This window comes from Paenibacillus sp. FSL R10-2782, from assembly GCF_038592985.1.
In the GTDB taxonomy this organism is placed as follows: Bacteria; Bacillota; Bacilli; order Paenibacillales; family Paenibacillaceae; genus Paenibacillus; species Paenibacillus terrae_C.
This window is the reverse complement of the sequence record NZ_CP151951.1, coordinates 1,294,601-1,308,495: the sequence shown is the minus strand read 5'-3', so window position 1 is coordinate 1,308,495 and position 13,895 is coordinate 1,294,601. Positions and strand designations below refer to the sequence as shown.

Annotated in this window: 13 protein-coding genes; 3 read left to right on the top strand and 10 right to left on the bottom strand. The window is 50.4% G+C overall.

Translation table 11 applies throughout. The features are described 5' to 3' along the window. Positions 1–128: 128 nt before the first annotated feature. On the top strand, positions 129–1,019 hold the full coding sequence (ligD, locus tag NST83_RS05965; RefSeq protein WP_342416953.1) for a non-homologous end-joining DNA ligase: 891 nt from the start codon (positions 129–131) through the stop codon (positions 1,017–1,019). 54 nt (positions 1,020–1,073) lie between these two features. On the opposite strand, the gene NST83_RS05960 is transcribed toward ligD, so the two are convergent. Together NST83_RS05960 and cls are read right to left on the bottom strand one after the other, a co-directional pair. Then, entirely contained in the window at positions 1,074–2,018 is a 945-nt protein-coding gene (locus tag NST83_RS05960; protein WP_283654982.1) for a YitT family protein, read from the bottom strand. A gap of 195 nt (positions 2,019–2,213) precedes the next feature. After that, positions 2,214–3,644, bottom strand: a complete 1,431-nt coding sequence (gene cls, locus NST83_RS05955; protein ID WP_342416952.1) for a cardiolipin synthase — start codon at positions 3,642–3,644, stop codon at positions 2,214–2,216. Between the two features lie 127 nt (positions 3,645–3,771). Between cls and NST83_RS05950 the strand changes: the two genes are divergently transcribed. Further along, positions 3,772–4,803, top strand: coding sequence for a M23 family metallopeptidase (locus NST83_RS05950; protein WP_342416951.1), 1,032 nt, complete (start codon positions 3,772–3,774; stop codon positions 4,801–4,803). Between the two features lie 43 nt (positions 4,804–4,846). Continuing rightward, complete coding sequence (locus tag NST83_RS05945) at positions 4,847–5,308, top strand: polymer-forming cytoskeletal protein (protein ID WP_342416950.1); 462 nt, start codon at positions 4,847–4,849, stop codon at positions 5,306–5,308. Positions 5,309–5,652: 344 nt separating this feature from the next. On the opposite strand, the gene NST83_RS05940 is transcribed toward NST83_RS05945, so the two are convergent. The 8 genes from NST83_RS05940 to NST83_RS05905 form a co-directional block, all read right to left on the bottom strand. Next, complete coding sequence (locus NST83_RS05940; RefSeq protein WP_342416949.1) at positions 5,653–6,435, bottom strand: ABC transporter permease subunit; 783 nt, start codon at positions 6,433–6,435, stop codon at positions 5,653–5,655. Further along, the gene (locus NST83_RS05935; RefSeq protein WP_342416948.1) at positions 6,428–7,348 is read right to left on the bottom strand and encodes an ABC transporter ATP-binding protein; all 921 of its coding nucleotides are present in this window, start codon (positions 7,346–7,348) and stop codon (positions 6,428–6,430) included. Before NST83_RS05935 ends, NST83_RS05940 begins: the two co-directional genes overlap by 8 nt. Positions 7,349–7,456: 108 nt before the next feature. Continuing rightward, positions 7,457–7,948, bottom strand: coding sequence for a hypothetical protein (locus NST83_RS05930; protein ID WP_342416947.1), 492 nt, complete (start codon positions 7,946–7,948; stop codon positions 7,457–7,459). Between the two features lie 133 nt (positions 7,949–8,081). Further along, positions 8,082–9,059, bottom strand: a complete 978-nt coding sequence (locus NST83_RS05925) for an LCP family protein (RefSeq protein ID WP_342416946.1) — start codon at positions 9,057–9,059, stop codon at positions 8,082–8,084. Between the two features lie 15 nt (positions 9,060–9,074). Further along, entirely contained in the window at positions 9,075–10,415 is a 1,341-nt protein-coding gene (locus NST83_RS05920; RefSeq protein ID WP_342416945.1) for a UDP-glucose/GDP-mannose dehydrogenase family protein, read from the bottom strand. Between the two features lie 51 nt (positions 10,416–10,466). Continuing rightward, the gene (locus NST83_RS05915; protein WP_342416944.1) at positions 10,467–11,276 is read right to left on the bottom strand and encodes a WecB/TagA/CpsF family glycosyltransferase; all 810 of its coding nucleotides are present in this window, start codon (positions 11,274–11,276) and stop codon (positions 10,467–10,469) included. Then, entirely contained in the window at positions 11,254–12,459 is a 1,206-nt protein-coding gene (locus NST83_RS05910) for a glycosyltransferase (protein WP_342417888.1), read from the bottom strand. The genes NST83_RS05915 and NST83_RS05910 overlap by 23 nt, the downstream gene beginning before the upstream one ends. Before the next feature lie 155 nt (positions 12,460–12,614). Beyond that, a complete protein-coding gene (locus NST83_RS05905) occupies positions 12,615–13,844 on the bottom strand; it encodes a glycosyltransferase family 4 protein (protein WP_342417887.1) in 1,230 nt (409 codons plus the stop codon). Between the last annotated feature and the right edge of the window lie 51 nt (positions 13,845–13,895).

Sequence of the window (13,895 nt, the reverse complement as noted above, 5' to 3'; positions counted from 1 at the left end):
ATTTCTGTACATGACGCTCATGTTAATCCATAACTACATCTAGAGGTGCATCATTCCGTCTACTCCGTTTCCATGTACATTTTTTCGAGTTCAGCTTATCACAGGTTAAAAGAAGGAGCGTAGACGTTATGGGACAAGCTGTTAAAGGCATCATTACCATCGAAGGTCTGGAAATTCCTATCACCAACCCGGATAAACCGCTATGGCCCGAAGCTGGCATCACCAAAGCGCTGTATCTTCGCAAGCTTGCAGTGCTGGCCCCTTTTCTGCTCAAATATAGCCACAACCGTTTGCTGACCGTCATCCGTTGGCCGCACGGTATTCACGGGGATTTTTTCTACCAGAAAAATGCCCCGCAGCCTCGTCCAGGCTATATCGAGACTTTCCTGCATGACGGCATTGAATATATGGTGCTTGGTACGCTACCGCAACTGCTATGGCTCGGCAATCAGGCGGCGCTGGAATTTCACCCATCGCTGCATCAAGCCGGAAGCACGCTGCCCTGCGAATGGATGATTGACCTTGATCCGTCCAGAGAAGTGGAGCCACGCATTATGGAAGCGGCATTCATCGTCGGTGAAGTGCTGGCTTCGCTTGGTTTGGAATCCGTACCCAAAACGTCCGGGGCCACGGGTGTACAAATTATCGTCCCAATCCGCACAGGCATAACCTTCGACGAGCTTCGCAGCATCGGTCTGCTGGTGGGACAGTTTGTGACCGAAAAGCACCCGCACCTGTTCACGCTGGAACGTTTAAAAAAGGATCGGGGAACCGCTATCTATTTTGATTATTTGCAGCATTATCAAGGAAAAACCCTGGCCGCTCCCTATACCCCGCGGGCACGCCCTGGCGCTACGGTGTCCACCCCACTGACATGGGACGAGGTACGACAAGACGTTTCACCGCTTGACTATCATTTGCTGAATATTGAGGAACGGCTAAATCAGGTAGGCGACTTGATTTCCAAGGTCCCTCCACAGCCCATCGAAGATGTTCTAAAGCATATGCGCGCCAAATAAAAAAGGGGACGAACTCCACAGCCGTAAAATCGGCCGAGGAATTGTCCCCTTGCGCTAGTGTATTCCTTTTTTCTTAAAGCGTCCGCCCTTCACATCGTGAATGTTACCAATTGCCACAAAGGCATGCGGGTCCCAATCTTCAACGATGTTCTTCAGCTTCGCTTCCTCCAGTCGGGTGATGACGACGAAAATGACCTTCTTGCTTTCGCCTGTAAAGCCACCCTCACCTTCCAGATAGGTTACGCCCCGTCCAAGACGGTCCGTCAGGGCATCCCCGATGTCGCGGTATTTTTCACTAATAATCCAGACCGATTTGGACTGATCCAGACCTTCGATGGTAATATCAATCATTTTCATCGCAATATAATAAGCAATCATGGAATACAGGGCATTCGGCCAACCAAATACAAAGCCTGCGCTGCCCAGAATGAAGATGTTCACGAAAAGTACGATCTCACCGACCGAAAAAGGAGTTTTTTCACTGACGAGAATAGCTACGATCTCTGTTCCATCCAGCGAGCCGCCAGACCGAATGACGAGACCTACCCCAACGCCGAGAATGACACCGCCAAAAATAGCACCGAGCAGCGGTTCGCCAGGGGTCAACGCATTTACACTGTGTAGTAACGTGGTTCCGATAGACATCACGATAATGCCGAATAATGTGGATAAAGCGAAGGTTTTGCCGATTTGCTTGTAGCCGATAACCAAAAAGGGAAGGTTCAACAGGGTCAGGAAAATACCGAGCGGGTAGCCAGTAATCTTGGAGGCCATAATGGAAATACCTGTGACCCCACCGTCGATAACGCCGTTAGGAACCAAGAATATTTCGAGGCCCACTGCCATAAGCGCGGCACCGAAAATAATCATGGCCGCACGCTGAAACAGGCGTTTTGCTTTATTTTTAGGATTGGCTGGAATTTTGCTGATCTTGGTCAACTCTCCGGTCACATCTGTGATCTCAGACAGATTTTGGACTTCCTTGCTCACTACACTCATATATAAATCCCCCCGTTACATTATGGTATATTGGACCAAAAAAGGGGCTGCGATCCGCAGTCCCTTCTCCTTTACCGCGATTGTGTTATATGAATACTATACCATAAAACTGTGATTTTGCGCAAAAAAGTTAGCAAAAAGCACATAAATCTCAATAAAGCCGGATTATATTGATAAAAACGGCGAAAACCGCCTTTAAAGGAGCGGAGAGAGCATGCGAGACAGAATTTCAGCTGTTTTCTGTAATCGTGGCCGTCTGCGGAACACCTTTAAATCGATGTGCGAAGAGTTGGACAGATCCTCTTCAAAATCGGCCGAAAGATGCTCCAGCGCTGACTGGGCAAAGAGTACAGCGGTCAACTCAAAATTATAGAAAAAGCTGCGCATGTCCATATTGGCGGTCCCGACCGAGCCGAGCAAATCATCCACAATGATGATTTTAGCGTGAATAAATCCTTTACGATATTGATAGAACTCCACGCCCGCCTCCAGCAGCTCCTGCACATAGGACAGGGACGCCAGATGCACCAGCTTTGAATCCGATTTGTATGGAATAATAATTCGCACATCTACGCCGCTGACTGCCGCCAGCTTAAGCGCCTCATAAATCCCCGGATCGGGAATAAAATACGGGGTGGTAATCCAAATCCGCTTCTTGGCAACCGCCAGCGCACCAAAGCACATTTCCTGAATCGTATCCCATACCTGATCGGGGCCGCTGCTCAAAATCTGTACCTCCTCTTCTCCTTCACAGGTATGCGGCGGAAATAAATTCTCATCCATCAGCCGTTCCCCGGAGGCCAGCTTCCAGTCGCTTAGAAATGTATTTTGCAGAAAATAGACGCTATCTCCTTCCATCTGCAAATGCGTGTCCCGCCAAAATCCCACCTTGGGGTACTTGCCGAGATAATCGTCGCCCACATTTATGCCTCCAACAAACCCGATCAATCCGTCCACCACTACGATTTTACGGTGGTTACGATAGTTAATCCGCCGATCCAGCGTCGCGAAAAACGGGGGCAGAAAATAATGAAACTCTACACCTGCCTCATTACAGGCATGAATAAAAGAATAGGGCAGATTGTAGCTCCCCACACCGTCCACCACGAATCGAACCTTCACACCCTCGCGCGCCTTGCGGATCATGACCTCCTGAAACCGGGTACCGATGTCGTCCGCCCGGAATATGTAAAACTCTACATGGATATGAGACTGTGCCTGTTCCAGCGCTGTCAGCATCGCCTCGAAGGTCTCTTCCCCGTCCGTCAGCACACGTGTGCGATTGCAGCCGGTCAGCGGATTTTCCGACATACGGATGAGCTGGTTAAACAGACGCTCCTGATGCTTGAAATGAGGATTATGCATTTGTTCCACATTCTCAATCACCCTCGATTGCGACCATAGGCGCTCGCGGAATTCACGAAACAGCTGTGATCCCCCTTTTCGCACCATTTTGCGCTTCTTATAATCCTGTGCAACAAAGTAGTACACGACAAAGCCGATCAGCGGGAAACAGAACAAAATAAATAGCCAGGCTACCGCCTTGGACGGCTTGCGAAATTCAAAGAGCAGGATCGTCCCGGTCTGAAAAATAAAAACAATTAAAACCAACAGCAACCACAGCATGTTTAAGCCTCCTTATACATCTATATTTTATACCAAGCTCCAATTTTTTTGACATGTTTGCCCCTTAAGCTGAATAGATAGTAACCAAGCACTATAGGATAGGAGCGATGTCCGGAAAGGAGCGATTATGAAAAAAGGAAGCCTAAATCGCCGGATGACCTTGCTCGTCATTCGAGATGCACAGCAACCGCCCAAGCAGCTACAATGCTCTACAGCCGCTGTCATTCTCGTCCCGACCCTTGTGATCGCGTCCATCTCTACACTCGTGATCGGGCTGCAGATCCGTTCTTCCCATATTATCTCCCAAATGGAAACGAATCTTGCTGTCCAGAGCTTGCAGATGGAGGTTACGGTAGCGGACAAGGATGCGGCAATCGGGCGACTGCGCCGCGAAGTGATGGAGCTGACGAATCAGGCCACCAGTATTCGCGAACGCCTCCAGCGTGTAACAGAACTGGAGCAGCAAATGCAGCAATTTATCCGCAAATATGGAAAATCCTCTGCCACCAGTAGCAGCAAAACGGTCGTGACTCCACTCTCCTGGGATGCCTCCGGCTATACCGGGGGCGAATTGATTACAGTACATGAAAATACAGCCATGCTTACTCGTCAAGCCAAGGATGATTTTCAGGAAATCGAATCTATGCTGGACACGGTAGAGCGCACGGTTCCCCGCTCTATTCAGCAGGCGAACGCCGTACAGCAGAACCTTGAGCAGAAGCAAGCCGCACAGTTGCTCCAGACCCGCAGACTGGCGCTTGCCGAACAAGGTAAGCCTTCGGCCTGGCCTGTCAGTTCACGCCAGATGACCTCCAGCTTCGGCTATCGCAGCGATCCGTTTACGGGCAAATCGGCTTTCCATTCGGGCATGGATATTGCCGGACAAACGGGTGATCCCGTCTATGCGGCAGGAGCGGGCACTGTGCTGGAGGCAGCCTCCAGCGGGGCACGGGGCAAGTGCATTATCATCCAGCATCCTGACGGATTCCAGTCCTGGTATATGCATCTAAGCGGTATGCAGGTGACTCCGGGGGAACGAGTCCGTAAAGGACAGACCATCGGCCTTCTGGGAAATACGGGAAGAAGCACGGGGCCTCATCTTCATTTTCAGATCGTCAAGCATAGTCAGCCTGTCGATCCGTTACTGTATGTACAATGATATTTTTCAAAATCCTTACAATAAACGAATGGAGGCAAACAACATGTTCAAGGACTCCAAAAAAAAGCTGTCCGCACCTGTGACCGATACGCTGTTGGCTAACGGCACCAGCTTTGAAGGTACGATTGAGGCTGAGGCCAATATTCGAATTGATGGCCATTTTCAGGGCGATATCTGCAGCACTCATACCGTTGTGATCGGAGAATCTGCTGTCGTGCGTTCGGATATCATCGCACGAGACGTCACCCTTGCCGGCAAGGTATTCGGAAGCATCACCACAGAGGGACGACTGACGATCACGCCTACGGGCGAACTGTACGGCAAAGTAGCCGCCGCCGCGCTGGTCATCTCCGAAGGCGGCGTTCTGGACGGTACGAGTCAAATGATCCGAACGAAAGACGCAGAACCCTCTGTTTCAACTGACGCTTCTGATCTTGAAACACAATCCGGTACTCGCAAAGACAGGGAAAACCGTCAGGCAACCCTGCAATCAGAGACGGGATAACTTCATTTACTCCATCCTATCCTCCGACAGTCGTGACACCGAATCTTCACCCTGAGGCAGCGCTTGTCTCAAGGATTGATTGTGCCGCCATTGGCTCAATTGACCAACCAGGCTGCTATCTACCTCTTTAAACGCAAACCGTCCCTATTGATTGATTCTTGCTGAAAATAGATTGCAATATACCCCGGTACGCAGAATCTGTAGCGGTAATTGTATGATACAGCTCCAAAACAGCGCAAAAAGGACGTGCAAATGGGTAGCCATTTAACACGTCCTTTTTGTTGCTTTCAGTATATTGTAATATCCTCATGTTATAAAAATCAGATCAAATCAGATGCTCGGGTTTAGGTTGAAACATCTCTTTTCACAAAAACCACCCAGGTAATTGCAATAAAAACTACATAATAGGTGGCCAGAACGGTGAGCGAAAAGGTCAAACCGGAGCTTACTGTACCCGACGGCATATCGAGATATTTTTTCAGGTCCATATGCGTAAACAGGACGTATTTGGTCCATTCATAACGATCTGTACTAAACAAACCGATTGAATTGTAGATTGTTTTGGTGAACATCATGAACAGAGATAAGCCGATCGCCAAGGCGCTGGAACGAAAAACAGCAGACAGCATAAAAGCAAAGGCCATGGTCACGAATAAGGCAATATAACTGTACAAGAAATTCAGCGTTACATAAGATATCGGATCACTGAACGGTGGAATCGAACCAGCTGGCGCATCTTTGGATAACATCAACCAGGAGGACAGCGTAACCATCGCTACTAAAATGAACGTTCCGAGCAGACTGAACAGAATGACCGATATATATTTGGACAACAGAATTTTGCTACGGGTCCAAGGGCGGATAAGCAGCAGCTTGATGGTTCCCCATGTAAATTCACCTGCCACCGAATCAGCCGCTACAATGACCGTAAACGTCGTATTGAGGAAAAATGTAAACATCGCCGTCAACACGATACCATCCCACACGCTGACCTGATCGGAAACAAGAGCAATCAGCATCGGAATCACAGCCGTAATGACCGCAAGCAGCCCTAGCATAATCCATGTTCGTACACGCAGGTAAATTTTAAGATTTTCGTTATGTACCAGCCTAAAGAAGTCAGCCAATGGACCCGCCTCCCGTCACTTCCAAAAATTGATCTTCCAGCGTACGGGCCACCGGGCGAATCGCATATACCTTGACTCCATTTGCAGCCAGAAGACTGTTCATCTCTGCTATTTGCTCCCGCTCCAGATGCAGCAGCAGTTGGTCGCCTTCGACGCGCCCTGCACCGGCAAGCGCATAAGCATGCTGGGCATCGTTCACTTCAAAAGCAATTTCCGCCGTCTGGGCCTCTTCAACTGTGCTCTTCAATTGCTTGATGTCAATCAGTCGTCCGTTTTGGATAATAGCGACACGGTCGCACATCAGCTCCATTTCGGACAACAAGTGACTTGATACGAATACTGTAATTCCCTCGCTCCGGCTCAACTGCCGCAAATAATCCCGCAATTCGCGGATACCCTGCGGGTCTAATCCGTTGGTCGGCTCGTCCAGTACAAGCAGCTTCGGCCGATGCAAGATCGCCTGTGCTACCCCGAGTCTCTGCCGCATTCCGAGCGAGTAGGTTTTGACTTTATCGTGAATCCGGTTTCCGAGTCCTACCAGGCGGATCGCTTCATCTATGCGCTCCTTCGTCACCCCCGGTGACATTCTCGCAAAATGCTGCAAATTTTGATAGCCGGTCAGAAACTTGTACATTTCGGGGTTCTCCACAATCGCACCGATGTGGGAAACTGCCTTTTCAAAATCGGTTTTGATGCTGTCTCCACAAATATGGATATCGCCCTTGCTGATCGATATCAGGCCAACCATCATACGGATGGTGGTTGTTTTTCCCGCACCGTTCGGTCCGAGGAAACCAAATACCTGCCCCGCTGGAACCTCCAGCGTCAGATCGTCCACAATCGCTTTTGAGGAAATGATTTTACTCACTCCCTCCATACGTATGACGGGAAGCTGTCCTGTCGCTTGCTGCATGCTATGAAACTCCTTCCATCCGGAGTGAAGCTCTATTCTATTTTGCTGTTCATTTCCGGTTTTGGAAGTATTGTACCATATTTAACCTGTTAGAAACACCGCGTCCTATTATTCCTTATCCTTGTATATCCAAAGCACCCGCCACTCTTCACCTTCCTGCGTCACATAACAAGGCTGTACGATATCAAAATGACCAAACCGGGTCTTGTAATGCTGGGTAACCATAATACGATAAACCTTCCCCAGCTCGTCTCCACTCTGCTCTGTGCGAATATCATATTCAGCCTGCGGCTCTCCCAGCTCGAATGTGAACGTATCCGTCCCCATATCCTGCATGAACACGTGCGCACGCTGCTGTACATACGTGGATTTTTCGAATTTTTTCTTCATTTGTGAATGAAAAAGCTCCCAGGAGCCTCCGAAATTACCTGACTGCTCCATCGTATAGAACTCATTCAGCGCTTCGACCGCCTGATCGCCTTCCCCCGTAGACATGACCCCGCACAGACCCAGCCACAGCAGCCATAATAGCCCACATATCATTGCAAAATACAGCAGTTTACGGACGAACGTGGAAGCCGCTCTTCTTCTGAACAGCACAAATCGCCCCTCCCCTCAGTTGGACATCCTACTGGATACTCTAAGATGTATGTGGGACAGGCCTAGTTTAGAAGAGAATGAAAGAGAATGACGGGTGACCTCCTTACAAGCCACCCGATTGCATAAGGCAAACCTAAGGTGATATGGTTGTGGTGAGCAAATGCTGCTCCATCAGTCCACGGATACGCTGGCGTTCCTGATTATCCACGATGTAATAATACACTCCGTTGATTTTGGTTCCATGACCCTTCAACTCAACCATATCTGTCTGCCGTAGAGATGGGCCGATCCGGGTCAGAAAGGTCGTCATATCGTTAAAGGTAATATCCGTACGGATCTGCTCCCCCGCTGCCTTCAATATCGGTTTTACCTTTAACAGCCCTTCCTTGCTGATCGCCTGTGCGAGAATTTGCTTGAGCAGCTCCCGCTGGCGGGCATTTCTTCCGAGGTCCCCACGCGGATCATCAAAACGCATCCGGGCATAAGCCAACGCTTCAGTCCCGTTCAGCTTCAAGCTGCCCTGTGCAAAATGATGGCCCTCATATTGAAAATCGAGGGGATTGTTAACCGTGACTCCCCCCAAAAGATCAACCATTTTCGCAAACCCTTCCATGTTCATCTGCACATAGTAATCCATCGGATGATTCAAGAAATGCTCTACCGTACGGATCGACATGTCCACGCCGCCAAAGGCAAAGGCATGATTGATTTTGTCCTCACGTCCCCTGCCGATCAGCTCCGTTCGCGTATCGCGCGGGATGTTGAACATCAATACAGAGCCTTCGGCGGGATTAACGGACAGGACCATCATTGTATCCGAACGCCCCCGATCATGGGGACGCTGGTCCACCCCCAACACTAGCACGGTGAACGGCTTGAATTGGGATATGGCCGCCGGATTGGGTGTTCCCGATCCGGCGCTTGTGACTGCCGGGCGTCCCGCTCCGCCTGTTGCAAGGGTAGAAATCGCGGCGGGCTGCACGATACTGCGTGGATGATACATAGCATTTGCCGCCGTTTGAACGGAATGATATACATAAGCGGTGTAAGCACCAGCACCTAACATCAATAATGCAGCGGCCCCTAATGTTATTTTCAGCCATCGCTTCATACAGAGCCTCCCCCTTTACGGGTTCATTACAGACCGATGACGATCCATATCCATATTGTTCATCTGCGGCCTGCCGACAGAATAGTATGCAAAGGCAGACTGTCTGATTTGCTCCTCACGGTACACATTGCGTCCGTCGATCATAATGGGATGCTTCATAAGCTCGTTCAGCTCACCCAGCCCCACCTCACCAAATTCCTCCCACTCCGTCAGCAGACACAGCGCGTCGCATCCTTCCGCCGCTTCTCGTGCGCTATCGGCCCATGTCACTTCCGAGCTGTCCAGCAATCTGCGGAAGTTGGCGGTGGCGACCGGGTCATATGCACGTATTTGCGCACCCGCTTCCAGAAGCGACTGCATAATATCCAGCGCTGGAGCATCTCTTACATCATCTGTATTCGGCTTGAATGCCAGCCCCCATATCCCAATAGTAGCTCCTTCCAGATCACCTAAGGCTTCTTCCAGCTTGCGAATCACATTAAAGCGCTGCCCCTGATTCACTTCCACCACGGATTTCAGCAGCTTGAATTCATAGTCCACATTGCCCGCAATCTGGATCAGCGCCTGTGTATCCTTGGGAAAACAAGAGCCGCCATAGCCGATGCCTGCGGACAGAAAAGAGGAACCGATCCGCTGATCCAGCCCCATGCCGTGTGCCACACGCGTAACGTCTGCACCCACTTTTTCACAGATATTCGCAATCTCATTAATAAACGAAATTTTAGTCGCCAAAAAAGCGTTCGACGCGTACTTGATCATCTCCGCCGAACGGATATCTGTGGTCAAAATATTTGTCGTCAGCGGCTCATGCAGCGTACACAGCACAGCGGCGACATGAGGGTCGGATGCTCCGATCACGATCCGGTCCGGCTGGAGCGTATCTGCTACCGCCGAGCCTTCGCGTAAAAATTCAGGAACCGAAGCCACGCCAAAAGAGTAGTTCGTGCGGCTCGCGATCAGGCTGTGAATACGATCATTGGTTCCGACAGGCACTGTGCTTTTGGTGACAATCACTTTGTAGCCGTTCATGGCGTCTGCCACCTCGCGTGCGGCTCCCTCAATATAGGACAGGTTCGCTTCCCCGCCCGGCAACGAAGGCGTTCCAACCGCCAAAATAACAATCTCCGCTCCCTCTACCGCAGATGCAGTATCTGTTGTAAAGGTCAGTCGGCCCTGCTCGACATTATCCTGGATCAAGCCTTTTAAGCCCGGCTCATAAATCGGTACTTTTCCTTCATGAAGCTGGCTAATTTTGTCCTCATTCTGGTCGACACAGACGACCGTATTCCCGAGCGCGGCAAAACAGACTCCCGATACCAGTCCGACATACCCCGCACCAATTACACATAGCTTCAAAACGGCTCCCCCTTTTACATACTGTCTCGCTGAATTACGCTTTTACCAGTTTCACTTCTCTACGCCTCTCCCTGCATGCCGATTATGATGGAGCGTAAGCCGTTTGTTCCGCCGATAGGATTTGAGAAATCGGTATACATACACCGGATTGTTATAGGCATATCTCTTCCATAACCGTTTCGGTTCGCTGATCAGGCGGTACAGCCACTCCAGCCCCAGCCTTTGTATCATTAGCGGCGGTCTGCGAACCTTTCCGGTGATATAGTCAAAGGCCGCTCCTACACCAATCATCACGCCACGGATGCGGTCTTTGTTACGATACATCCATATTTCCTGCTTCGGACAGCCCAAGCTGACGAAGATGATATGCGCGCCTGACGCATTGATGTCATGAACAATCTGCTCCTCCTCATCGGGCCGAAGCTCCCGAAATGGCGGTGAAAAGCCACCCGCAATTCGGATTCCTGGGTAGTCCTGCTCCATTCTTTCCTTCAAGCTGTCCAGTGCATCCGGCGTGCTGCCGTAAAAATAGATACTTAACCCGGTCTGCGGCGCGCGTTCGCACAGCTTGAGCATCAGACTGGGTCCGTCCACCCGGTCCTGACGCTCAAATCCGTACAGCTTGAGCGCCCATACCAGCGGCATACCATCCGGGGTACACAAATCTGCACGCGCAAGTGCATCATGGAACTCGGATTGATTTCCGGCTGTAACAATAGAATGCGTGTTACAGATACATACATAGCTGTCCTTGCGTCCGACCGCCCATTGCTCCACCGTGTGTACGGTTTCCTGAAACGTAAGCGCCGCAATATCTGCGTCCGCAATCCTTCCGACTCTATACTGGGGCAGTTGCTTCATAAGCACGCTCCTCTATCGCCTCGTTGTATATGTCCATCAGTTGCTTGTAATTCACTTCTTCCGTGTACCGAGCAGCATATATTTCCGATACCTTCTCTCTCATGGCTGGATAGTTTTCATAGGCTGTCGCACGACGGATTACGGCACTGATATGTTCCATATCATCATGTTGAAAATGAAACCCGGTCACTCCATCCTCCACCACTTCCTCCAGCGCCCCGATTCGGCTGCACAACACCGGGGTTCCCACGGAATAGGACTCTACGATGGTCATGGGAAAGCCTTCATACCAAATGGAAGGGACCATGACATACATGGCTCGGCTCATGCAATCCAGCACCGTGTCTCCATCCTGCTTGCCCAGAAAACGGATGTCCTCCTGCGGATACGCGGCAGCCAATTCAGCCTTTTCCGGGCCATCCCCGATGATGACCAGTCTCAAGTCGCCCCGATCTTCCACCTGTGTCCAGGCTTGCAGCAGATTACGCACCCCTTTTTCAGCCGAGATCCGCCCTACAAACAACAAGTATCGATCAGCCGGGTCATACACGGCTTCCACCTCTTTACGTTGGATGAAATTTGGCTTCACCACGATACGATCCGGTGGAATGCCACTTTCAGCAAATTTCTCCCGCGCAAACTCGGTTAGCGCAATATATCGACTTACTTTGTGTTGCCATGTACCGATCAGATTGTTGAACTTGATCATCGCCGCCACCGGAATCGTCTGTAGCTGTGAGCCCCGGTAGCACCCGTGGCGGATGGAATGCAGCAAAGTGCCGTGCAGGCATTTTTCACAAACCTCATTCCCCCGCATAAAAGTCGCCGCCGGACAAATCAGCCTGTAATTATGCAGCGTCTGGACGACCGGAATCCCCAGCCGTTCACAGGCATGATAGACGGAAGGAGAAATAACCGGAAAAAAGTTATGCACATGCACCACATCCGGTTTCACCCGCAAAAGCAGCTTTTTGATCCTTTTGAACTCGGGCAGGGACCAAGTCGCCTCCACCGCCAGCTTCGCCATGTTAGCCAGCCCTTTGCTTTGGATGCTGTCGTTATGAACATAATAATGCTCCGTCTCTATCCCTCTGGAGCGCAGCAAAACCAATTCCTGCTCGACAACCTTGTCTTCTCCACCGCTTTGCTGATAAAAGTTGTGGATGATCAGCACCTTACCCACTGTGTTTTTGTTATATTCACGTGGATGAACAGGGTTTGCTGTATCCGATGGTGATGATATGTCAGACTGAGGGACCTCCCCCTGAACATGATGATGGTCTGGGTTTGAAACCTGTAGATGTACTGGAGGCCCTGTCTGTATGTTGATCTGTTTGCTCACGTGGCCGTCCCTCGTTCCTGCGTAGATTGCATGGGATGGTGCATGGGCTGCATCGGTTGTATCCGTGAGTGGCTTAGCATTTCTTCCGCAATCCGATCCCACGACATACGCTCGACTGTAAGAAACGCCTGCTCCGCCATCCTTTGTCTCAGCTCAGCATTGTCCAACAATTCAGAGACTCGACTCACCCATTCCTTCTCCGAAAAGCTTCTCAGGATCACTCCGCTCACACCGTCCTCGATCAAGGTAACCGAGCCGCCATTTATCGAAGAGATAATAGGGACGCGAAACAGCATACTTTCCAGCAGCACCATACCGAAAATATCGTAATGAGTCGGAAACAGCATCGCATCCGCTGCTCCGTAAACCTGCCACAGATGCCGCTGCTCCACTCTTGGAAAATGCAAAATACTGTCCGTCAGCCCAAGCTCATGGGCATAGGCCCAATAGCGATCCGTATCCGCCTTACGTCCATCCCCTACGATGATCAAAAGGCAACAGGGGTGCTTTTGAAGTACCTTTTTGAACACGCCCAGCATAAAACGTATATTTCTACGCTCCTCCAGCACACCAACATACAGTAGCACCGGACGATCCCCGAGCCGTCTCAGCTCATCCGCAACCTCGCGGTTTTTCTCACGATCTTCGCTTGTGTCATTGCCGCTGTTGTCATTGTTGAACGTTCCCTCCACCTTGCTGCGGTCCAGTCCGACTCCAAGGGTGACGACGTTGTGAAAGCCTTTATCCTCCAGATAGCGCTTGGCCAGTTCGGATTTGACAAAGGTACAGCGTAGAGACTTTGCCACCTTCGACAGTAGCAGGGTATCGTACAATCTTCGGATCAGCGCATGTGTATTATCGCGGTATGGGCCGTGATACAGCACCAGCTTTTCCGGACATTTGCGGGAAAGCAGATAAGTCATGATCTGGTTGTATTCTGTGGAGATGACCCAATCATAAGCAGCCAAAAACGAATCCTTGAGGACATCCCTGTAGATGCTGTTGCTCAGGAACTTCAATCCGTGGAGCCATATGATGCGCAATGTGCAGCCTTCGTGACGGTATACCTGCTCCAGATGAGTTTCCTTGTGGTCGTTGTAGTAGACAATGTCGCAATCGAAGCCTTTCCGAACGAGTGCCTTGCCCAAGCCGACTTCCTGCAAATTGTATGAGTCCCCGTTCACCTTGCTGGCAAAATTGCGAAGATACAATATTTTTTGAATCATCATTATGCTCCTGCCATTTCATATTGGGTGAGTTATGGGGTGCGAGGGTTT